At 42.4% G+C, this 20,468-nt stretch carries 23 protein-coding genes and 1 pseudogene; 8 read left to right on the top strand and 16 right to left on the bottom strand.

What is annotated here, in order from left to right; all coding sequences use genetic code 11:
* The 5 genes and pseudogenes from QZ565_RS00575 to nusB all read left to right on the top strand — a co-directional run.
* Positions 1 to 665 (top strand): zinc-ribbon domain-containing transport protein (locus QZ565_RS00575; protein ID WP_295524210.1); only part of this gene is annotated, 665 nt, incomplete at its 5' end.
* An 8-nt stretch (positions 666 to 673) separates the two neighbouring features.
* A pseudogene (locus QZ565_RS00570) lies at positions 674 to 1,801 on the top strand (SPFH domain-containing protein).
* Between the two features lie 81 nt (positions 1,802 to 1,882).
* The gene (gene efp, locus QZ565_RS00565; protein WP_000568643.1) at positions 1,883 to 2,443 is read left to right on the top strand and encodes an elongation factor P; all 561 of its coding nucleotides are present in this window, start codon (positions 1,883 to 1,885) and stop codon (positions 2,441 to 2,443) included.
* A gap of 21 nt (positions 2,444 to 2,464) precedes the next feature.
* Positions 2,465 to 2,854 carry an Asp23/Gls24 family envelope stress response protein gene (locus QZ565_RS00560; RefSeq protein WP_000510575.1) on the top strand — a complete coding sequence of 130 codons (390 nt, stop codon included), beginning with the start codon at positions 2,465 to 2,467 and terminating at the stop codon, positions 2,852 to 2,854.
* Positions 2,847 to 3,272, top strand: coding sequence for a transcription antitermination factor NusB (gene nusB, locus QZ565_RS00555; protein WP_000203638.1), 426 nt, complete (start codon positions 2,847 to 2,849; stop codon positions 3,270 to 3,272). The genes QZ565_RS00560 and nusB overlap by 8 nt, the downstream gene beginning before the upstream one ends.
* Positions 3,273 to 3,385: 113 nt before the next feature.
* Here the strand turns inward: nusB and QZ565_RS00550 are convergent, their stop codons facing one another.
* The 13 genes from QZ565_RS00550 to QZ565_RS00490 all read right to left on the bottom strand — a co-directional run bounded on the left by QZ565_RS00550 (position 3,386) and on the right by QZ565_RS00490 (position 13,945).
* Complete coding sequence (locus QZ565_RS00550) at positions 3,386 to 4,153, bottom strand: acetyl-CoA carboxylase carboxyl transferase subunit alpha (RefSeq protein WP_295524206.1); 768 nt, start codon at positions 4,151 to 4,153, stop codon at positions 3,386 to 3,388.
* Positions 4,150 to 5,016, bottom strand: coding sequence for an acetyl-CoA carboxylase, carboxyltransferase subunit beta (gene accD, locus QZ565_RS00545; RefSeq protein WP_020902990.1), 867 nt, complete (start codon positions 5,014 to 5,016; stop codon positions 4,150 to 4,152). Before accD ends, QZ565_RS00550 begins: the two co-directional genes overlap by 4 nt.
* A gap of 36 nt (positions 5,017 to 5,052) precedes the next feature.
* Positions 5,053 to 6,420, bottom strand: coding sequence for an acetyl-CoA carboxylase biotin carboxylase subunit (accC, locus tag QZ565_RS00540; RefSeq protein ID WP_295524203.1), 1,368 nt, complete (start codon positions 6,418 to 6,420; stop codon positions 5,053 to 5,055).
* Between the two features lie 11 nt (positions 6,421 to 6,431).
* Entirely contained in the window at positions 6,432 to 6,854 is a 423-nt protein-coding gene (gene fabZ / locus QZ565_RS00535; RefSeq protein WP_000565509.1) for a 3-hydroxyacyl-ACP dehydratase FabZ, read from the bottom strand.
* Positions 6,851 to 7,336 carry an acetyl-CoA carboxylase biotin carboxyl carrier protein gene (gene accB / locus QZ565_RS00530; protein WP_247953300.1) on the bottom strand — a complete coding sequence of 162 codons (486 nt, stop codon included), beginning with the start codon at positions 7,334 to 7,336 and terminating at the stop codon, positions 6,851 to 6,853. Before accB ends, fabZ begins: the two co-directional genes overlap by 4 nt.
* Positions 7,337 to 7,338: 2 nt before the next feature.
* Positions 7,339 to 8,574, bottom strand: coding sequence for a beta-ketoacyl-ACP synthase II (fabF, locus tag QZ565_RS00525; RefSeq protein ID WP_049544789.1), 1,236 nt, complete (start codon positions 8,572 to 8,574; stop codon positions 7,339 to 7,341).
* Between the two features lie 21 nt (positions 8,575 to 8,595).
* The gene (gene fabG, locus QZ565_RS00520; RefSeq protein ID WP_049544788.1) at positions 8,596 to 9,327 is read right to left on the bottom strand and encodes a 3-oxoacyl-[acyl-carrier-protein] reductase; all 732 of its coding nucleotides are present in this window, start codon (positions 9,325 to 9,327) and stop codon (positions 8,596 to 8,598) included.
* 40 nt (positions 9,328 to 9,367) lie between these two features.
* Complete coding sequence (fabD, locus tag QZ565_RS00515) at positions 9,368 to 10,291, bottom strand: ACP S-malonyltransferase (protein ID WP_049544787.1); 924 nt, start codon at positions 10,289 to 10,291, stop codon at positions 9,368 to 9,370.
* Positions 10,284 to 11,258, bottom strand: coding sequence for an enoyl-[acyl-carrier-protein] reductase FabK (gene fabK / locus QZ565_RS00510; protein WP_049544786.1), 975 nt, complete (start codon positions 11,256 to 11,258; stop codon positions 10,284 to 10,286). The genes fabD and fabK overlap by 8 nt, the downstream gene beginning before the upstream one ends.
* 116 nt (positions 11,259 to 11,374) lie before the next feature.
* A complete protein-coding gene (locus QZ565_RS00505) occupies positions 11,375 to 11,599 on the bottom strand; it encodes an acyl carrier protein (protein ID WP_000257838.1) in 225 nt (74 codons plus the stop codon).
* Between the two features lie 58 nt (positions 11,600 to 11,657).
* Positions 11,658 to 12,632 carry a beta-ketoacyl-ACP synthase III gene (locus tag QZ565_RS00500; protein ID WP_049544785.1) on the bottom strand — a complete coding sequence of 325 codons (975 nt, stop codon included), beginning with the start codon at positions 12,630 to 12,632 and terminating at the stop codon, positions 11,658 to 11,660.
* Complete coding sequence (locus tag QZ565_RS00495; protein ID WP_000386355.1) at positions 12,632 to 13,066, bottom strand: MarR family transcriptional regulator; 435 nt, start codon at positions 13,064 to 13,066, stop codon at positions 12,632 to 12,634. Before QZ565_RS00495 ends, QZ565_RS00500 begins: the two co-directional genes overlap by 1 nt.
* 93 nt (positions 13,067 to 13,159) lie before the next feature.
* Positions 13,160 to 13,945, bottom strand: coding sequence for an enoyl-CoA hydratase (locus QZ565_RS00490; protein WP_049544784.1), 786 nt, complete (start codon positions 13,943 to 13,945; stop codon positions 13,160 to 13,162).
* Between the two features lie 209 nt (positions 13,946 to 14,154).
* Between QZ565_RS00490 and QZ565_RS00485 the strand changes: the two genes are divergently transcribed.
* The 3 genes from QZ565_RS00485 to serS all read left to right on the top strand — a co-directional run bounded on the left by QZ565_RS00485 (position 14,155) and on the right by serS (position 17,381).
* Positions 14,155 to 15,519, top strand: a complete 1,365-nt coding sequence (locus QZ565_RS00485; RefSeq protein ID WP_045612220.1) for an aspartate kinase — start codon at positions 14,155 to 14,157, stop codon at positions 15,517 to 15,519.
* Positions 15,520 to 15,521: 2 nt separating this feature from the next.
* Entirely contained in the window at positions 15,522 to 15,893 is a 372-nt protein-coding gene (locus QZ565_RS00480; RefSeq protein ID WP_000079349.1) for a DUF956 family protein, read from the top strand.
* 213 nt (positions 15,894 to 16,106) lie between these two features.
* Complete coding sequence (serS, locus tag QZ565_RS00475) at positions 16,107 to 17,381, top strand: serine--tRNA ligase (protein WP_261050033.1); 1,275 nt, start codon at positions 16,107 to 16,109, stop codon at positions 17,379 to 17,381.
* Positions 17,382 to 17,405: 24 nt separating this feature from the next.
* Here serS and QZ565_RS00470 read toward each other — a convergent pair whose 3' ends face one another.
* The 3 genes from QZ565_RS00470 to QZ565_RS00460 form a co-directional block, all read right to left on the bottom strand.
* Positions 17,406 to 18,305 carry a TDT family transporter gene (locus QZ565_RS00470; RefSeq protein WP_295524188.1) on the bottom strand — a complete coding sequence of 300 codons (900 nt, stop codon included), beginning with the start codon at positions 18,303 to 18,305 and terminating at the stop codon, positions 17,406 to 17,408.
* A 108-nt stretch (positions 18,306 to 18,413) separates the two neighbouring features.
* Positions 18,414 to 18,962, bottom strand: coding sequence for a carboxymuconolactone decarboxylase family protein (locus tag QZ565_RS00465; RefSeq protein ID WP_049502090.1), 549 nt, complete (start codon positions 18,960 to 18,962; stop codon positions 18,414 to 18,416).
* A gap of 132 nt (positions 18,963 to 19,094) precedes the next feature.
* Positions 19,095 to 20,417, bottom strand: coding sequence for a sodium:alanine symporter family protein (locus QZ565_RS00460; protein WP_295524186.1), 1,323 nt, complete (start codon positions 20,415 to 20,417; stop codon positions 19,095 to 19,097).
* Between the last annotated feature and the right edge of the window lie 51 nt (positions 20,418 to 20,468).

Below are 20,468 nucleotides of genomic sequence, written 5' to 3'. Positions count from 1 at the left end.
AAAATAAAGCAAATAATTCAAGCACAAGCCACAGTAATACCAACTATCAACCAATCCACCGACGAATTGAACATAACACTTTGGCCATTAGTCGTGTAAAATATGGGGATCCAAACTTTGACGCTGATGCCTTCATTTCTTGGGTTAAGGAAGTCTACCTTAAATTACAGGTCGCCTGGACTGAGAAAAATTGGAACTCTGTCCGAGCTTTAGAAAGTACTAGTCTCTATTCACAGCACAGCACGCAATTAGAAGATCACATCCGAGCTAAGACAACCAATGTTTTAGAGAAAGTTTGTATCGAAAATGTTCGCATCAAGGAGTTCATTGAAAATCCTGACGGAAACGATACCTTAGTGGTGATTCTATCATCAATTTTACGAGACTATGTCATTGACGATGAGACTCGCCGTGTCATTGAAGGAGATCCTAAAAAAGATCTCTTCACCGTGTATCAATTGAACTTTATCCGTCAACACGGTAGCCAAACGCAAGCAGTCAATCCAGACCAAGTTGTGAGTGACCACTGTCCAAACTGTGGCGCCCCATTGAAAATCTCTGCAGTTAGCGAGTGCGACTACTGTGGTGCCAATCTCTCTCGCAGTCCAAACCAATGGGTACTGGATACCTATGATGTTGTGGATGAAGACGAGCTTTATAATTAGGAGGAATTATGGGATTTATACGTGCAGCCTTATCAGCAGGCTTAAATAGTTTTAATGATAGTAAATTCAAGGAAGCCATCGTCCTTCCAGACAATGTCTCTGGCGATGCCTTGGCCATCAAGGGACAACTACTCACAAAAGACCCAGATGGACGTTCTCGTCACAGCAATCAAAACACAGGCCTCTTGTCAGATGGCAGTGTAGTTATCGTTCCTCAAGGCTATAGCGCTGTTTTGGTAAACAACGGTACCTTCCTTGGTGAAGTTCTCGAAGCTGGTAGCCACGAATGGCAAGCTGGTGATAACGCCTGGCTCCTTGAAAAAGTGGGTTTAAAAGGCGCTTGGGAAAACTTTAAAAACCGTTTCTCTTTTGGTGGACAAGTCATCACCCAACAGTAAATTATCTTTATCCGCATGCAACCTATTGCAGGCAATAAGTTCGGCACACAAAATGCGGTCGAATACTTCAGCGAACGTTACCAACAACTGCTTAACATCCGTTTCTATGGCTTGTTTGATGTAAAAATAGCAGACCCAGTCCTCTTCTACGTGAGTTCTGTTAGCCGTCAAATTACTGACGGACAGCCATTCACTCTCCAGGATGTAGCTCAAGGAACGCTCCGTCAAAATATTGCACCGAAAATTGCGATTGCCATTGCCAAATACACCAACGAAAACAAGGTTGATATCTATAGCCTCAATGCCAACCAAGATACCTTTAACGAACTCGCTAAACAAGAAGTCAACAAGGTTTGGACAGGTCTCTACGGGATTGAAGCAACTAATATCTTGCTTGAAGACCTCAGCTACGACCAAGAAAGTCTTGATATCGTTCGCAAGCTCGACAGTGAGCTCGTGGCAATGAAGTACAACACGATTGAGATTGAAGAACGCCGCGCTCGTAACGAAGCGCTTATTGCTGCAGCTGCCAACGAAGGGAATGGCAATGGGATGAACATGTTTATGGGAATGAATCTTGGCCAAACTCTCGGTGGTCAACTAAGCCAACAAGTCCAAAATCAAGCACCGGCTCAAAATACTGGACAAGCTACTAGCAAGAATTTTTATATCGAAGTTGATGGGAAATACGTTCTCGTCACCAAAGACGAAGATGGAAATATCGTACCAGTCAACTAATTAAGCTCCTTCTGACATTTGAGTAATGTTGTCTTTTATGGTACAATAAAGAGTAAATTATTTTATTAAAGAGGTAAAAACATGATTGAAGCAAGCAAATTGAAAGCTGGTATGACATTTGAAACTGCAGACGGAAAATTAATCCGCGTTTTGGAAGCTAGCCACCACAAACCAGGTAAAGGGAACACAATCATGCGTATGAAATTACGTGATGTCCGTACTGGTTCTACTTTTGACACAAGCTACCGTCCAGAAGAAAAATTCGAACAAGCTATTATCGAAACTGTTCCAGCTCAATACTTGTACAAAATGGATGAAACTGCCTACTTCATGAACACTGAAACTTACGACCAATACGAAATCCCAGTCGTAAACGTTGAAAATGAATTGCTTTACATCCTTGAAAACTCTGATGTGAAAATCCAATTCTACGGAACTGAAGTAATCGGTGTAACTGTACCAACTACTGTTGAATTGACAGTCGCTGAAACACAACCATCTATCAAAGGTGCTACTGTTACAGGTTCTGGTAAACCAGCAACTATGGAAACTGGACTTGTTGTCAACGTTCCTGACTTCATCGAAGCTGGACAAAAATTGATCATCAACACTGCAGAAGGAACTTACGTTTCTCGTGCCTAATCTCTAGAAAGAGGTCATTCTATGGGAATTGAAGAACAATTTGGCGAAATCGTTATCGCTCCACGTGTACTTGAAAAAATCATTGCCATCGCAACTGCTAAAGTTGATGGTGTCCACTCATTTTCAAATAAATCCGTATCTGATACCCTATCAAAACTCTCTCTTGGTCGTGGCGTCTACTTAAAAGAAAGCAACGAAGAACTAACTGCTGACATTTATCTCTACCTTGAGTACGGTGTGAAAGTACCAAAAGTGGCTCTTGCTATTCAAAAAGCAGTCAAAGATGCTGTCCGAGATATGGCTGATGTGGAACTTGCTGCTGTCAACATCCATGTTGCAGGAATCGTTCCAGATAAAACACCAAAACCTGAGTTGAAAGATCTATTTAACGAGGACTTCCTCAATGACTAGTCCATTATTAGAATCTAGACGCGAACTTCGTAAATGCGCTTTTCAAGCTCTTATGAGTCTTGAATTCGGCACAGATATGGAAACAGCTTGTCACTTTGCCTACACGCATGACCGTGAAGATGCAGATGTGCAAATCCCTGCCTTTCTTCTGAACTTGGTTTCTGGCGTTCAAGCTCAAAAAGACGAGTTGGATAAACAAATCAACCAGCACCTCAAATCAGGCTGGACAGTTGAACGTTTGACTTTGGTCGAAAAAAACTTACTACGCTTGGGAATCTTTGAAATCACATCATTTGATACACCTCAGCTGGTAGCAGTCAATGAAGCTATTGAACTTGCCAAGAATTTTTCAGATCAAAAATCAGCCCGTTTTATCAATGGACTGCTTAGTCAGTTTGTAACTGAAGAAAATGAATAATCGAAAAGGTGTTTGGTCTTCCAAGCACCTTTTACTTCGTCCTTGATACAGAGTAAGAACCACATAAAAACTAGAACTGACTGCCAGTTCTAGTTTTTGCGTATTCTGAGGTATTAGTATTTTCTAAATCGTTGATAGCGTTCTTCCAACAACGCTTCTAACGGTTTTTGCGAAAGTCTAGCTAGCTCAGCTTGGAGTTCTTTTTTGACATTCTTAATTAATTCTTTGCTAGAAAGCCCTGCTTCAGAAATCACCTTATCTACCACGTCCATTTCTAGCAGCTCGTGTGAAGTGATTTTCATCAGTTCTGCCGCTTCCATGGCACGAGTGCCGTCCTTCCAAAGAATAGAAGCAAAGCCTTCTGGGCTGAGAATGGCATAGATAGAATTTTCCAGCATCCAAACACGGTCTGCGACTGCTAGAGCCAGAGCCCCGCCTGAACCACCTTCACCTATAATGATGGCGATAATCGGAACTTTCAGGTCACTCATTTCCATGAGATTGCGAGCAATAGCTTCCCCTTGTCCACGTTCTTCCGCTCCGACACCAGGATAGGCACCTGCTGTATTGATAAAGGTGACAACTGGTCGGCCAAATTTTTCAGCCTGTTTCATCAAACGTAGGGCCTTACGGTATCCTTCTGGATGAGGTTGGCCAAAATTCCGTTTGAGGTTATCTTGCAAGCTCTTGCCTTTTTGGATACCAACCACTGTTACAGCTTGGTCTCCAAGCCAGCCGATACCACCAACAACTGCACCATCATCACGAAAAGAACGGTCACCGTGTAATTGGATAAAGTCATCAAAAATGCCTGTCGCAAAGTCCAAACTTGTCAAGCGACTCTGTTCACGCGCTTCTCTGACTATTTTTGCAATATTCATCTAGGACTCCCTCCGTGCAATCTGACTAGGCTAGCAATGGTATCTGGCAAGTCTCTTCTTTTGACAATAGCATCCACAAAGCCATGTTCCAGTAGAAATTCTGCCTTTTGGAAATCCTCAGGCAAACTTTCACGAACCGTATTTTCAATCACACGACGCCCAGCAAAACCGACCAGGCTCTGTGGTTCAGCCAGAATGATATCGCCTTCCATAGCGAAAGAAGCCGTCACACCACCTGTCGTTGGATCTGTCAAAATGGTCAGATAAAAGAGACCAGCATTTGAATGGCGCTTAACTGCTGCAGAGATCTTGGCCATCTGCATGAGACTCATGATTCCTTCCTGCATACGGGCTCCACCAGAGGCTGTGAAGAGGACAACTGGCAATTTTTCGACAGTTGCATACTCAAATAAGCGAGTGATTTTTTCACCTACAACTGTACCCATAGAAGCCATGATAAAGTTAGAATCCATAATCCCAAGAGCCACAGTCTGACCTTTAATAAGAGCTGTTCCTGTCACAACAGCTTCATCCAGACCTGTTTTTTCACGCATGGTTGCTAGTTTCTTTTGGTAACCAGGGAAATGCAAGGGATCCTTGCTTTCAATCCCCGTAAACAATTCCTTGAAGGTTCCCATATCAATCGTCAGAGCCAAGCGTTCTTGGGCAGAAATACGAAAGGTGTAACTACAGTGCGGACAGATACGCTCACTTCCCAGATCCTTCTGATAAATGGTATGCTTACAGCCTGGACACTGGGAAAATAATTCATCTGGAACCTCTGGCTTGGCTTGAGGTTTTTCCCTAACCGAACGATTGGGATTGATTCGAATATACTTATCTTTTTTACTAAATAGAGCCATTGATTCCCCTTTTCGGTTTAAACTCTTGAAGTCATTTTATTCTTTTTCTTGATATTTGGGTAAAAAGGTTTCCATCAAGAAGGAAGTATCGTAATCTCCAGCAATGACATTGCGATCTGAAATGAGGTCAAGCTGGAAATCTGCATTGGTCTGCACCCCTTCAATCTCTAATTCATAGAGGGCACGTTGCATTTTCATCAAGGCATCAAAACGATTTTCACCGTGAACGATGATTTTAGCAATCATACTATCATAATAAGGTGGAATGGTATAACCTGGATAAACTGCTGAATCCACGCGCAAGCCAACTCCACCACTTGGCAGATAGAGATTAGTAATCTTACCTGGACTTGGAGCAAAATTAAAGGCTGGATTTTCTGCATTGATCCGACACTCGATGGCATGACCGCGTAGGACAATATCTTCTTGCTTAACAGACAGAGGCTGACCTGCCGCAATGCGAATTTGTTCCTTAACGATATCCACACCTGAAACAAATTCTGTTACTGGATGTTCCACCTGAACACGAGTATTCATTTCCATGAAATAGAATTTGCCACTGGCTTCATCAAGAAGAAACTCAATTGTCCCTGCATTCTCATAGCCAACAGACTCTGCCGCTCGAACAGCCGCAGCACCGATTTCATGACGCAGCGTTTTTCCGATTGCAATCGAAGGACTTTCTTCTAAAACCTTTTGGTTATTCCGTTGAAGAGAACAATCCCGTTCACCTAAATGAATCACATTTCCGTGTTCATCTCCTAGGATTTGAACCTCAATGTGACGAGCTGGATAGATAACCCGTTCTATGTACATGGCACCATTGCCATAATTGACCTTGGCTTCACTAGAGGCAGTTTCAAAGGCTGAAACGAGGTCTTCTGGTTTTTCAACCTTACGAATCCCTTTACCACCTCCACCTGCTGAAGCCTTGAGCATAACAGGGTAGCCAATTTTTTCAGCAACAATCAAAGCTTCCTCAGAGTTATGCACTTCTCCATCTGAACCTGGAATGACTGGAACACCAGCTTTGATCATCTGAGCACGCGCATTGATTTTGTCTCCCATCATATCCATGACATGACCAGATGGGCCGATAAACTTAATCCCCACCTCTTCACACATGGTTGCAAATTTGGAATTTTCACTGAGAAATCCGAAACCTGGGTGAATGGCTTCTGCCTCAGTCAAGACTGCAGCTGATAGAACCGCATTAATATTGAGATAAGACTCTGTTGGCTTACCAGGGCCAATACAAACTGCTTCATCTGCCAAAAGCGTATGAAGAGCTTCCTTATCAGCAGTTGAATAAACCGCCACCGTTGCAATGCCCAATTCACGCGCCGCACGGATAATACGAACCGCAATTTCACCACGATTGGCAATTAAAATTTTTCGAAACATGGAGAACCTCCTTAGTTCCCTATTGCAAAGGTAAGAGTACCACTAGCTGCAAGCTTGCCATCCACTTCAGCCTTTGCTTCAACCACAGCAATCGTGCCACGACGTTTGACAAAAGTCGCTGTCATAAGCAATTGGTCTCCAGGCACAACTTGCTTCTTGAACTTAACCTTGTCCATACCAGCGTAAAAGACCAGTTTCCCCTTATTTTCAGGTTTTGATAACTCCAAGACACCAGCTGTTTGCGCCAAGGCTTCCATAATCAGAACACCTGGCATGACAGGGTATTGAGGAAAATGACCGTTGAAGAAGGGCTCATTGATGGTTACATTTTTGATAGCAACAATAGTATCCTCGCTCACTTCCAACACACGGTCCACTAGGAGCATAGGATAACGGTGGGGAAGGGCTTCTTTGATTCCTTGAATATCGATCATTTGATACGTACCAATCCTTTACCAAACTCAACCATTTCTTCATTAGAAACGAGAATTTCTGTTACCACACCATCCTTAGGAGCTGGGATTTCATTCATGACTTTCATGGCTTCAATAATTACCAATGTTTGGCCTTTTTTAACACTATCACCAACTGTTACAAAGGCAGGTTTATCTGGACCAGCAGCCAAGTAAGCCACCCCAACAAGTGGGCTCTCTACAACATCTCCCTCAGCAGCCACACTTGCTTCTACTGGCGCCGAAGTTTCTTCCACTACAGTTTCTGCTGGAGCAGATGAAAGCGCTACTGGACTTGGTGTTGCTAGAACGGGCGCTGGAGCGACTTGAGCTGCAACTTCAGGTACAAGTCTAGCTTCATTCTTGCTAAACTGCAACTCATCCGTCCCATTTTTATAAGAAAATTCTCTCAAACTTGACTGGTCAAATTGAGACATCAAGTCTTTAATATCGTTTAAATTCATACTTATTTATTCTCCCAACGTTTGAAAGCAAGAACTGCATTGTGGCCACCAAAACCAAAGGTATTTGAAATAGCATATGGAATTTCTTGCTCCAAGCCTTGTCCATAAACGACATTGGCTTCGATATAATCTGATACTTCACTTGTTCCAGCTGTCATTGGTACAAAGTTATGACGCATAGCCTCGATTGTTACGATAGCTTCTACTGCACCTGCAGCCCCCAGCAAATGTCCGGTGAAAGACTTAGTTGATGATACAGGTACTTCCTTACCAAGAACAGCTACGATCGCACCACTTTCTCCTTTTTCATTAGCAGGAGTTGACGTTCCGTGAGCATTGACATAGGCTACTTGCTCTGGAGAAATCTCAGCTTCTTCCAAGGCTAGTTTGATAGCCTTGATAGCTCCCTGACCTTCTGGATGTGGGGAAGTCATATGATAGGCATCACAAGTGTTTCCGTAACCAACCACTTCAGCAAGGATAGTAGCCCCACGTTTTTCAGCGTGTTCCAGACTTTCAAGAACCAACATCCCTGAACCTTCACCCATGACAAAACCATTACGGTCCTTATCAAATGGAATGGAAGCACGAGTTGGATCCTCTGTAGTAGAGAGAGCTGTCAGGGCTTGGAAACCAGCAATAGCAAAAGGTGTAATAGAAGCTTCTGACCCACCTACCAACATGACATCTTGGAAGCCAAACTTAATTGAACGGAAGGCATCACCAATCGCGTCATTTGATGAAGCGCAGGCAGTATTGATCGATTTACAAACACCGTTTGCTCCAAAACGCATAGCAACATTTCCTGAAGCCATATTTGGCAAGGCTTTTGGAAGGGTCAATGGTTTCAAACGTTTTGGTCCTTTGTCATTTAGGCGAAGCACTTGATCTTCAATTTCCTTGATTCCACCAATACCAGAGGCCACAATAACACCAAAACGATCTTTATCAAGAGCCTCTACATCTAAATTGGCATGATTGACAGCTTCTTGAGCCGCATACAAGGCATATAAAGAATAGTTATCAAAACGATTGGTATCTTTCTTTACAAAGTATTTATCAAAAGGAAAATCTTGGATTTCTGCTGCATTATGAACATCAAAGTCACTATGATCAAATTTCGTAATTTGACCAATTCCGATTTTTCCAGTTGTCAAACTATTCCAAAATTCTTCTGGTGTATTTCCGATTGGAGATGTTACTCCATAACCTGTTACTACTACGCGATTTAGTTTCATCTTTTTTACCTCTAGCTTCTGCTACATACTTAAGCCACCATCAATGGCAACCACTTGACCAGTTAGATAATCTTGGCCTGCTAAAAATACTGTTAAATCTGCAACCTGCTCTGCCTGCCCAAATTCTTTCATAGGAATTTGTGCCAGCATAGCATCTTTTACCTTGTCTGATAGAACAGCTGTCATATCGGACTCAATCATTCCAGGTGCAATAGCATTAACCCTGATATTGCGATTGGCCACTTCACGCGCCACAGACTTGGTAAAACCAATCAAACCAGCCTTAGAAGCTGCATAGTTAGCTTGACCGATATTCCCCATCAAACCAACAACACTAGACATATTAATGATAGCACCTTCTCTAGCTTTTATCATCGGTTTCAAGACTGATTGTGTCATGTTAAAGGCACCAGTCAAGTTAACCTTGAGCACTTTTTCAAAATCTGCTTCTGTCATCTTGAGCATCAGGGTATCTTGGGTAATTCCTGCATTGTTGACCAAAACATCTACTGAACCTAGCTCAGCAATAGCTTGATCAACCATACGCTTAGCGTCTGCAAAATCTGACACGTCTCCTGATATAGGAACCACCTTGACACCATAGTTTGAAAACTCAGCGAGCAATTCTTCTGAAATTGCACCACGACTGTTTAAGACAATATTGGCTCCTGCTTGAGCAAACTTGTGGGCGATGGCAAGACCAATCCCACGACTCGAACCTGTAATAAAGATATTTTTATTTTTTAGTTGCATTCTTTTCTCCTGTTTCCTCTTGTATTTATGGGAGAAGGGATTACTTGTTTTCTAGCAAGGCTTCCAAGCTAGCCTGATCTTCAACATTGGCTAGTTTAGCTGTCTTATCAATCTTTTTGACAAAGCCTGACAAGACTTTCCCCGGTCCAATCTCGATAAAGTTGGTTACGCCTGCTTCTTGCATAACCGCAATGCTTTCATAGAAACGAACTGCTTCCTTGACCTGACGCGTCAAGAGTTGAGCGATGTCATCTTTTTTCATGACAGCAGCTTCTGTATTGCCGACTAGGGGACAAGTAAAATCTGAAAAACTTACCTGAGCTAGAGTTTCAGCTAGTTTCTGGCTAGCAGGCTCAAGGAGAGCGGTATGAAAAGGTCCTGAGACTTTGAGAGGAATCAAGCGTTTGGCACCTGCTTCCTGCAAAAGTTCAACAGCTCGATCAACTGCAACCACTTCTCCACCAATCACGATTTGTGCAGGTGTATTATAGTTGGCTGGAGTAACCACTCCAAGTTCAGAAGCTTTTTGACAGGCTTCCTTAATGACCTCTACTGGCATGTTGAGAACTGCTACCATCTTGCCAGAGCCAGCAGGAGCTGCTTCTTCCATATAGGCGCCACGCTTAGCAACCAAAGCAACCGCATCTTCAAAATCCAAGGCACCGCTAGCTACCAAGGCAGAGTATTCTCCAAGAGACAAACCAGCAACCATATCAGGCTGATAGCCCTTTTCTTGCAATAAATGGTAGATAGCAACTGAAGTCGCTAAAATAGCTGGTTGCGTATAGCGAGTCTGATTGAGTTTTTCTTCTTCTGTATCAATAAGATGACGCAAATCATAACCGAGCACCTGACTTGCTTGATCAATCGTTTCTTTGACAATAGAGTAGTGATCATAGAGATCCCGTCCCATACCTAGATACTGGGCACCTTGACCAGCAAATAAAAAGGCTGTTTTAGTCATTTCTTACAACTCCTGCCCAACGAGAGGCTTCTTCTTGAATTTTCTTAGCTGCTCCGTAATACAAATCTTTTAGGATTTCTTCAACGGTCTCTTCTTTGGAAACAAGGCCTGCGATTTGACCTGCCATAACAGAACCACCATCCACATCTCCGTGAACAACAGCTTTGGCTAGAGCACCTGCTCCCATTTGTTCAAAAATTTCCAAATCTGGATTGTCTTGTTTAAAGGCATCTTTTTCAGCTTGTTCAAAATCACGAGTCAACTGATTTTTAATCGCACGCACAGCATGTCCAAAGTGTTGAGCTGAAATCGTAGTATCAATATCTCTAGCTTTTAAAATTTTCGCCTTATAATTTGGATGGGCATTAGACTCTTTTGCAACGACAAAGCGAGTTCCAACCTGAATAGCCTCTGCACCTAGCATAAAGCCTGCAGCAGCACCTTCACCATCCGCAATCCCTCCTGCAGCAATAACAGGAATAGATACAGCAGCAGCTACCTGGCGCACCAAGGTCATGGTAGTTAATTTACCGATATGCCCCCCAGCCTCCATTCCTTCTGCAATAACAGCGTCCGCACCGATTTTTTCCATACGTTTAGCTAGGGCAACACTTGGTACAACAGGAATAACCGTAATACCAGCTTCATGGAAACGTTCCATGTATTTGCTTGGATTTCCTGCGCCTGTTGTAACTACCTTAACCCCTTCCTCGATAACGAGGTCTACAATATCTTCCACAAAGGGAGACAAGAGCATGATGTTGACACCAAAGGGTTTATCAGTCAATGATTTGATTTTATCAATATTTGCCTTGACAACTTCTTTAGGGGCATTCCCCCCACCGATAATCCCTAGTCCTCCAGCCTTGGAAACAGCTCCTGCCAAATCACCATCAGCAACCCAGGCCATTCCTCCTTGGAAAATAGGATAATCAATGTTCAATAATTCTGTAATACGTGTTTTCATAGTGCCTCCATCATTTCTTGCTTACGTAATAGTTCGATACCATCATAATTTGACAATCAAACTATTGCCTAAACAAGAGGGAGCGGGTTTCCCTACTCCTTCTATCTATATTCTGTTTATTTTGTTTGCTCTTCAACATAGGCAACCAAGTCACCAACTGTTTTCAAGTCATCTTCTGCTTCGATTTGGATATCAAAAGCATCTTCGATTTCTGAGATTACTTGGAACAAGTCCAATGAATCTGCGTCCAAATCATCAAAAGTTGATTCAAGTGTTACTTCTGATGCGTCTTTTCCAAGTTCTTCAACGATAATTTCTTGTACTTTTTCAAATACTGCCATGATAGGACTCCTTTAAAATAAATAGTTTTTTATAACAATGTGTTCACCACATGATTACCTAAATTGTAAGAATGAGTGTGCCCCATGTCAAGCCTCCACCGAAGCCTGATAGTAAAACAGTCTGACTACCATCTAAACGGATGAGACCTTGTTCTACACACTCTGAAAGTAAAATCGGGATACTGGCTGCACTGGTATTGCCATATTCCATCATATTGGCTGGAAGTTTATCTCGGTCGACACCAATTTTTTTAGCCATCTTATCCAAAATACGGTCATTAGCCTGATGAAGTAGCAGATAATCCAAGTTTGTCGCCTCTATAGGAGATTCATCAATAGTCTGCTTGATAGACTTGGCTACATCCCGAATAGCAAAATCAAAGATCGCGCGCCCATCCATCTTCAAAAATGAATCCGCATTTTCTTGATCTGAAAACGGAGAATGCAAGCCTGAATGTCCATAAGTTAGACACTCGCTACGACTCCCATCACTATTGAGACTCTCAGCCATAAAATGCTCTTGCTCGCTAGCTTCTAGCAAGACTCCACCAGCACCATCTCCAAACAAAACAGCTGTTGATCGGTCTGACCAATCGACTGCTTTAGAGAGGGTTTCACTACCAATCACCAAGCCTTTTTGAAAGCGACCAGAAGCGATAAACTTTTCAGCAGTTGAAAGAGCAAATACAAATCCACTGCAAGCTGCTGTTAGGTCAAAAGCAAAGGCCTTATTAGCACCAATATTAGCTTGAACACGAGCAGCTGTAGAGGGCATCATCGAATCTGGAGTAATGGTAGCTAGGATGATAAAATCCAACTCCCCTCCTGTGATTCCAGCTTTTGCCATCAGTTTCTTGGCAACTTCTGTAGCCAAATCACTAGTAGATTCTGTTCTTGAAATATGCCTTTGTCGTATTCCCGTCCGACTTGAAATCCACTCATCATTGGTATCCATAATCTGAGCCAAATCATGATTTGTAACCACTTGCTCTGGCACATAATGAGCAACCTGGCTTATTTTTGCAAAAGCCATTATCTCAAATCCTCCAAAAATTGATAAAGATTAGTCAAACCTTTGCTCATAACCTCAATTTCTTGCTTACTCATACCATCAATGATTTTTTCAACCATGGCCTTGTGGAAGCGTTTATGTAGCCTATGAACCAAGCGACCTTTCTTTGTCAAATGCAGATGTACCACACGTCGATCATGTTCTGAACGAATGCGTTCAATGTAACCCTTGCGTTCGAGATTATTCAAACTAGTTGTAACTGTCCCAAGAGTCACCATCAACTCTTTTGACACTTGACTTGGTGTCACATCTGGAACTTTTCCAATCACATCAATCGTATGCATTTCTTTGATGGAGATATCCTTGAAACGACTACCCCTCAAGCTAACTTCCTCAATAACGAGGACATTGTTAAATATAGACGTTAAATATTCATTAATTCGTTGGTAGTCCAATCTTTCCTTCCCTCCTTTTCAAAAAAACTTTTAGAATCAAAACATTTGACAAAAGAATTATATCAAAGTTCAAAGAATGGTGCAAGTATTTTTTTATTTTCCTGTAAATTTAGGTCGTCTTCTTTCCGAATGAGCCCGAACTCCCTCTTTGAAATCCTCTGTTTTCGCTAGTGATTCCTGTAGGTTCAGTTCTAAAGTAGCATAATCTTGCCAATCTTTGAATTGGCTCTCCCAAACCAACTTCTTGATGGCAGCATAGGAATTAGCTGACCCGCGTCTCAATTTTTTAAGAAGCTGTTCTCTCGTCTTTTCAAGTTTATCAGCTTCAGAGACCCGATAAACAAGACCCCACTCCAGAGCTTTTTCTGCGGACAAAGCCTCACCTGTCATGGCTAATTGAGCAGCACGCGTCACACCAATACTTCTACTCAAGAGATGAATTCCTCCTGCATCCGGAGCCAAGCCAACTCCAACAAAGGCTTGGATAAATTTAGCCTTATCCGTTGCCAGACAGAAATCTGCAGCAACAGCCATATTTGCTGCGGCACCTGCAACAGCCCCATCAACCTCCATCAAGACAGGTTTAGCAATTTGCTTGATTTTATAAGAAATAGTATTGACCAATTCTGCGATTTTTGTCAATGATGGAATATCATCCTCATCCACCGCCCGCTTCATCTCTACTAAATCTCCCCCAACTGAAAAGACTTTGCCATTCGCGTTGATTAAGACAAAATGCACAGCCGGATCCTCTTCTGCCAAAGTCAGAGCTTCTAAAATCTCCTCACACATAGGAATATGAAAACCATTCGCGACCTCAGGACGATTCAAGGTAAGGATTGCCAAATCCTCTTCAAGCTGATAAATAATGTGTTCCATTTGAACTCCTTTTTATTTTATAAGCTGGTTAAATTATTTTATTTTCAAAGTATATCTTTTTTAAAATCAGAAAGCAAGAAAAAATCAACTGAAAGTGTCTCAGCCGATTAGAAAGGCTCGCTTTATACTAGAACGCATCTTATTTTCTTCATTGAAAAAAGACTTTCTTTCTGCTATAATCGTATAAAATACTTACTTTAGGAGTTCTTATGAAGGTTGTTAAATTTGGAGGTAGCTCTCTTGCCTCTGCTAGTCAATTAGAAAAAGTTTTAAACATCGTAAAAAGCGATTCAGAGCGTCGTTTTGTAGTCGTTTCTGCGCCTGGTAAACGCAATGCTGAAGATACTAAGGTTACGGATGCCTTGATTAAATACTACCGCGACTATGTTGCTGGTAACGATATTAGCAAGAGCCAAAACTGGATTATTGACCGCTATGCTGCGATGGTTAGTGAACTAGGTCTTAAACCAGCTGTGCTAGAAAAAATTTCCAAAAGCATTCGCGCCTTAGCCACTCTTCCTATTGATGAAAATGAATTTCTCTACGACACTTTTCTAGCAGCCGGTGAAAATAACAATGCTAAATTGATTGCTGCCTATTTTAACCAAAATGGGATTGATGCACGCTATGTGCACCCTCGAGAAGCTGGTATTGTGGTCACAAGTGAACCTGGTCATGCTCGAATCATTCCATCAAGTTATGACAAGATTGAGGAATTGACGAATGCAAATGAAGTCCTAGTCATTCCTGGTTTCTTTGGGGTTACCAAGGAAAATCAAATCTGTACCTTCTCACGTGGAGGCTCTGATATTACAGGTTCTATCATTGCTGCCGGTGTTAAGGCAGACCTCTATGAAAACTTTACAGACGTTGATGGTATCTTTGCAGCCCACCCTGGTATTATCCACCAACCACACTCGATTCCTGAGTTGACCTACCGTGAAATGCGTGAGTTGGCCTATGCAGGATTCTCAGTCCTTCATGATGAAGCTCTTCTACCTGCCTACCGTGGAAAAATTCCTCTAGTTATCAAGAATACCAACAATCCTGACCATCCAGGTACTCGTATTGTTTTAAAACACAGTAGTGATGAATTCCCAGTTGTGGGAATTGCTGGTGATTCTGGCTTTGTCAGCATCAACATGTCTAAATACCTCATGAACCGTGAGGTGGGATTTGGACGCAAGGTTCTGCAAATCCTTGAAGATCTTAACATCGGTTGGGAACATATGCCAACAGGTATCGACGATCTTTCAATCATCCTCCGTTCTCGCGAACTAACTCCTATCAAGGAAGAAGAAATCCTTCGTCAGTTGGTTCAAAAGGCTGAAGTAGACCATGCAGAAATCGAACACGACCTTTCTATCATTATGATTGTTGGTGAAAAGATGAAGAGCCATATCGGAGTAACTGCTACTGCGACACGCGCTCTATCTGAAAACAAGATCAACATCCAGATGATGTCGCAAGGTTCTAGTGAAGTTTCTATTATGTTCGTTGTCAATAAAGACCAAGAGAAAGCAGCAATCAAAGCCCTCTACAATGCCTTTTTCGGTGAAAGTAAGGAAGACTAACCATGGCCCAATCTCTTAACAAAACAGTGCTTCTCAATACAACAGGTACCTCCTACCTCTCTATAGCTGGGAAAGTTGGGAAATTTCTTGTCGGAGATCAGGCTCTGGAATTTTACCCAGATGTCAACGTCGAACAATTTATCCAAATTCCTTGGAGCCATATCAACCAAATTGGAGCCAATGTCACTGGGCGAAAAATCAGTCGCCACTTCGAAGTCTTTACAGACAGAGGAAAATTCCTCTTTGCTTCAAAAGACTCAGGTGCCATTCTCAAAATTGCTCGTGAAAAACTGGGCAATGACAAGGTCGTCAAGCTTCCGACCTTGATTCAAACCATTGGTCAAAAATTTAAAAATCTATTTGCAAAAAAGTAGAAACTTTAGTATAATCATAGCAACGGATAAGTAGGTTATCTTCTTCTTTCAGAAAGTCTGCGGGTGCTGCGAGCAGATAGGAGGGATAGGTGAAATTCTACCGTTAGTAACAATTACATACACAATCAAGTGCACACCTGTGAAGTTGGATGGAACCGTGGCCCTGCCACTCCAACGCTTTGTCAGGTGTGCTTTTTTTACAAAGGAGTTCTTATGTTAGATATCAAACGTATTCGTACAGACTTTGATGCTGTCGCAGAAAAATTAGCTACACGTGGTGTAGATGCTGCTGTCTTGAATGAGATGAAAGAAATCGATGCTAAACGTCGTGATATTTTAGTCAAGGTTGAAACTCTCAAGGCTGAACGTAACACAGTTTCAGCTGAGATTGCCCAAGCTAAGCGTAACAAGGAAAATGCAGATGACAAGATTGCTGCCATGCAAACTCTATCTGCTGAGGTCAAAGCCTTGGATGCTGAATTGGCAGAAATCGATGCTAAATTGACAGAATTTACCACTACTCTTCCAAATATTCCAGCTGATAGCGTTCCTGTTGGGGCTGACGAAGAAGACAATGTGGAAGTTCGCCGTTGGGGTACTCCACGCGAGTTCGATTTCGAGCCAAAAGCTCACTGGGATCTGGGTGAAGACCTTGGTATTCTTGACTGGGAACGCGGTGGTAAGGTAACAGGAGCTCGCTTCCTCTTCTATAAAGGACTCGGTGCTCGTTTGGAACGTGCCATCTACAACTTTATGTTGGATGAACATGGCAAAGAAGGCTATACTGAAGTCATCACACCTTACATGGTTAACCACGATTCTATGTTTGGTACTGGTCAATATCCAAAATTCAAGGAAGACACTTTTGAACTCAGCGACAGCAATTATGTCCTTATTCCTACAGCTGAGGTTCCTCTAACAAACTACTACCGTGATGAAATCCTGGACGGTAAAGACCTGCCAATCTACTTCACTGCTATGAGTCCATCATTCCGTTCTGAGGCTGGTTCAGCTGGTCGTGATACTCGTGGCTTGATTCGTTTGCACCAATTCCACAAGGTTGAAATGGTTAAATTTGCCAAACCAGAAGAATCTTACGAAGAATTGGAAAAAATGACAGCCAACGCTGAAAATATCCTTCAAAAACTTAACCTTCCATACCGTGTCGTTGCTCTCTCTACAGGAGATATGGGCTTCTCAGCTGCGAAGACTTACGACTTAGAAGTTTGGATTCCAGCGCAAAATACCTACCGTGAAATCTCAAGTTGTTCAAACACAGAAGATTTCCAAGCCCGTCGTGCCCAAATCCGTTACCGTGATGAAGCAGATGGCAAGGTGAAATTGCTCCATACCTTGAATGGTTCTGGACTTGCAGTTGGACGTACAGTGGCTGCTATTCTTGAAAACTACCAAAATGCAGATGGTTCTGTGACCATCCCAGAAGCGCTTCGTCCATACATGGGTGGAGCTGAAGTTATCAAACCATAAAAAATAAGGTTTAGCTATTTCTAGCTAGACCTTTTTTCGTAACCAATTCAGATAAGCGCCTAATACAAAGACTAAAATAATTAAGCAAATAGCGGTTTCAGCCAGTACCAAATAATCCAAAAATGGAAGTTTCAAGATTCCCTGAGCCATCTTAAGCGAAGTAGCTGTGATAATGGTTGGGAAGGTGAGGGCTGAGAAAGCTGGTTGAAAACCTTGTTTTAAAATATTGGGCAGGCGAGTTAAAACAAAGAAAAAGAAAGATTGGGAAGCCAAGATCATGACAATCAAGAGCCAAGTTGGTAGGCTGGCTCCTCCAACTCGAACCAGGGAAGCCAAGAGTAGGGAGAAAGGAGCACAGTATATTCCTTCTTGCCCAAGCAGGGCTAGTGGGAGTGGAGTTTTCTTTAAATCACTATAAATAAGCGGATAGAGATAGAAGGTCAAGAGAAATCCAAAACTCAATGTCACATAGGCAATTTCGATGATACCTACCAGAGGATAGGTCAAGGCTGCTACTGCTATCCCCACATAGAGAACCGTCCAGCTAGGAGTCGCATGAACCCTCCGCCCCAGATAGGCAAATTTGATAGTGAAGCCAGCAATCAGAGCCACATCCAAGAGAAATGAAAACCACCAGAGTCCTTGCGCTACCAAAGGGAAATGAGGGAAGACTCGAAAGACATAAGTCGATAAAATCATCCCAGCCATGGGAAAGGTGGCCATTCCTGACAAGAGAGGGGGTTTGGTCAACTCTTGCTTGGTTTCTTTCCAATTAAAGAGATGCAAAATCAGAAAGTAAATCCATAAAACCAAGCCTGATAAACTCAGTATATGTGACAGAACTGGCAACGTATCTAAAATAAGATTTCCAGCTCCTGCCAAACCTAGCAAACAACCAGAAAATACTAAGGGGAGTTTTTTCATCCTAACCTCCAATAATCATGTTAGTTTCAGTATAGCATAAAAGCACTTAAATGAGGGGATAAAAAATGAAGTCCGTTGATTTCAGACTTCATTTTACTCAGATATGAATTAAGCATAAGGTTGCAATTCTGGGTTAATTGGTGTATTGGCTAGGTTGTTGGCATAGTTACAAAGACTTGCTAGACTAACACCGAGAACCACATCCAAGGCATTTTGGTGGGTATAGCCAACTTCTAAAAACTCAGACAAGGCTTCATCTCCTACACGACCCTTGGTATTGATAACTGCCAAAGTAAACTTAGCTAGGGTGTCTAATTTAGGATCTGTTTCAATCGGAGTACGATTGCGAAGGGCTTGAAGCAGGTCATCATTCATCTGGATTTGTTTGATTGAAAAGGCTGTGTGACCTGCGACACAGAAAGCACAACCATTAGTTACAGCTGCCGTGATTTGCACTACTTCACGCTCAACTGGTGTCAAGCTATTGCGGCGATTGATAGCTCCGACAGTTCTGTAGGCTTCTAAGGCAGTTGGTGCATTGGCCAAGAGACCGATTAGGTTGGGAATATAGCCATTGTTATCTTTTTCTACTGTTTCAAGAACTTCTTTCACTTCTGCTGGTGCTGATTCTACTGTATGGATTGTAAATGTTGTCATCATAAAACCTCTTTTCATTTTGTTGAAACCTAGTCTATCACAGATTCTATACCGTGTATAATATATATTTTAAATTGCACCGATAGAAATTTTTTATGAAAGCAAAAAAATCACACGAGCTGTGTGATTTCATTATTTATTAAAATACTTTTTAGTTTCAGCGATAACGACTGGCGACAAGACTAAGAGGGCAATCAAGTTTGGTAGAGCCATCAAGGCATTTACAATATCAGCGATAATCCAAACCATATCCAACTCGATAAATCCTCCCAACAAGACCATGAATACAAAGACCACACGGTAAAGCCAGATAAAACGAACACCAAAGAGAAATTCAAAACAGCGTTCTCCATAGTAGTTCCAACCAAGAATCGTTGTGAAGGCAAAAAGCACAAGGAAGATGGTCAAGAGGGCAGGCCCAAAGTGTGAAAAGACTGTTGAGAAGGCTGACTGAGTCAAGGCAACTCCATTCAAATCACCACTCCAAACACCAGTTACCAAGATGGTCAAACCAGTTAGAGTACAGATGATGAGGGTATCAATAAAGGTTCCTGTCATGGAAATCAAACCTTGCTCTACTGGTTCATTTGTCTTAGCTGCAGCAGCTGCAATGGGAGCAGAACCCAGACCAGACTCGTTCGAGAAAACACCTCGCGCTACACCATTTTGAATAGCCATCAGAATGCTAGCACCGGCAAATCCACCTACCGCAGCAACAGGACTAAAAGCCGATGTCAAGATTAAAGCGATTGTGGCAGGAATTTTTCCAATATTAAAGAAAATAACTGTAAGAGTTCCCAAAATATAGATGATGGCCATAAAAGGAACAACAGTAGTTGAAACCTTAGAAATGGACTTGAGGCCACCAAAGACTGCAATCGCTACAAAGACAGACAACACAAGAGCTGTGATGGCTGGTGAAATAGCCGTTGTATTTTGGATAGATTCTGTAATCGAGTTGACCTGGGTGAAGGTTCCGATTCCCAATAAAGCTACTAGCACACCTGCCAGGGCAAAGAAGATGGCAAGGGGACGCCACTTTTCTCCCATCCCTAGAAGAATATAGTGCATGGGACCTCCCGCTACTGCACCATGGTCGTCCTTGGTGCGGTATTTGATAGCTAGTAGTCCTTCCGCATACTTGGTAGCCATCCCAAAGAAAGCAGCCATCCACATCCAAAAGAGGGCTCCTGGGCCACCAACCTTGATAGCCGTCGCCACCCCGATAATATTTCCCGTACCAACTGTCGCTGCGAGTGCTGTACACAAGGCCGCAAAGCTGGATACATCGCCATGCCCCTTGTCCTTAGTAAAAATAAGCTGAAAGGCCTTAGGCAGACGCAAAACCTGCAAGAGTCCTAGACGGGCAGTTAGGTAAATACCTGTTCCGACCAATAAAATCAAAAGGGGTGGGCCCCAAGCAAAAGCATCGATTGATTTAAGCAATTCTAACATTTCCTTCTCCTATCTTTTCAACCCCAAAAGAAAGAGCACATGCAAGATACA

This window comes from uncultured Streptococcus sp., from assembly GCF_915066115.1.
Classification (GTDB): Bacteria; Bacillota; Bacilli; order Lactobacillales; family Streptococcaceae; genus Streptococcus.
This window is presented reverse-complemented; position numbering and strand designations above follow the sequence as displayed.

Coding starts and splice junctions, on each gene's coding strand:
- fabK (WP_049544786.1), bottom strand. CDS start 11,258: ATGAAAACACGTATTACAGAATTATTGAACATTGATTATCCTATTTTC.
- accD (WP_020902990.1), bottom strand. CDS start 5,016: ATGGCTCTATTTAGTAAAAAAGATAAGTATATTCGAATCAATCCCAAT.
- QZ565_RS00490 (WP_049544784.1), bottom strand. CDS start 13,945: ATGGAACACATTATTTATCAGCTTGAAGAGGATTTGGCAATCCTTACC.
- QZ565_RS00550 (WP_295524206.1), bottom strand. CDS start 4,153: ATGAATATTGCAAAAATAGTCAGAGAAGCGCGTGAACAGAGTCGCTTG.
- QZ565_RS00460 (WP_295524186.1), bottom strand. CDS start 20,417: ATGTTAGAATTGCTTAAATCAATCGATGCTTTTGCTTGGGGCCCACCC.
- fabG (WP_049544788.1), bottom strand. CDS start 9,327: ATGCAACTAAAAAATAAAAATATCTTTATTACAGGTTCGAGTCGTGGG.
- fabF (WP_049544789.1), bottom strand. CDS start 8,574: ATGAAACTAAATCGCGTAGTAGTAACAGGTTATGGAGTAACATCTCCA.
- accB (WP_247953300.1), bottom strand. CDS start 7,336: ATGAATTTAAACGATATTAAAGACTTGATGTCTCAATTTGACCAGTCA.
- nusB (WP_000203638.1), top strand. CDS start 2,847: ATGACTAGTCCATTATTAGAATCTAGACGCGAACTTCGTAAATGCGCT.
- QZ565_RS00560 (WP_000510575.1), top strand. CDS start 2,465: ATGGGAATTGAAGAACAATTTGGCGAAATCGTTATCGCTCCACGTGTA.
- fabZ (WP_000565509.1), bottom strand. CDS start 6,854: ATGATCGATATTCAAGGAATCAAAGAAGCCCTTCCCCACCGTTATCCT.
- accC (WP_295524203.1), bottom strand. CDS start 6,420: ATGTTTCGAAAAATTTTAATTGCCAATCGTGGTGAAATTGCGGTTCGT.
- serS (WP_261050033.1), top strand. CDS start 16,107: ATGTTAGATATCAAACGTATTCGTACAGACTTTGATGCTGTCGCAGAA.
- efp (WP_000568643.1), top strand. CDS start 1,883: ATGATTGAAGCAAGCAAATTGAAAGCTGGTATGACATTTGAAACTGCA.
- QZ565_RS00505 (WP_000257838.1), bottom strand. CDS start 11,599: ATGGCAGTATTTGAAAAAGTACAAGAAATTATCGTTGAAGAACTTGGA.
- QZ565_RS00470 (WP_295524188.1), bottom strand. CDS start 18,305: ATGAAAAAACTCCCCTTAGTATTTTCTGGTTGTTTGCTAGGTTTGGCA.
- fabD (WP_049544787.1), bottom strand. CDS start 10,291: ATGACTAAAACAGCCTTTTTATTTGCTGGTCAAGGTGCCCAGTATCTA.
- QZ565_RS00465 (WP_049502090.1), bottom strand. CDS start 18,962: ATGACAACATTTACAATCCATACAGTAGAATCAGCACCAGCAGAAGTG.
- QZ565_RS00480 (WP_000079349.1), top strand. CDS start 15,522: ATGGCCCAATCTCTTAACAAAACAGTGCTTCTCAATACAACAGGTACC.
- QZ565_RS00500 (WP_049544785.1), bottom strand. CDS start 12,632: ATGGCTTTTGCAAAAATAAGCCAGGTTGCTCATTATGTGCCAGAGCAA.
- QZ565_RS00485 (WP_045612220.1), top strand. CDS start 14,155: ATGAAGGTTGTTAAATTTGGAGGTAGCTCTCTTGCCTCTGCTAGTCAA.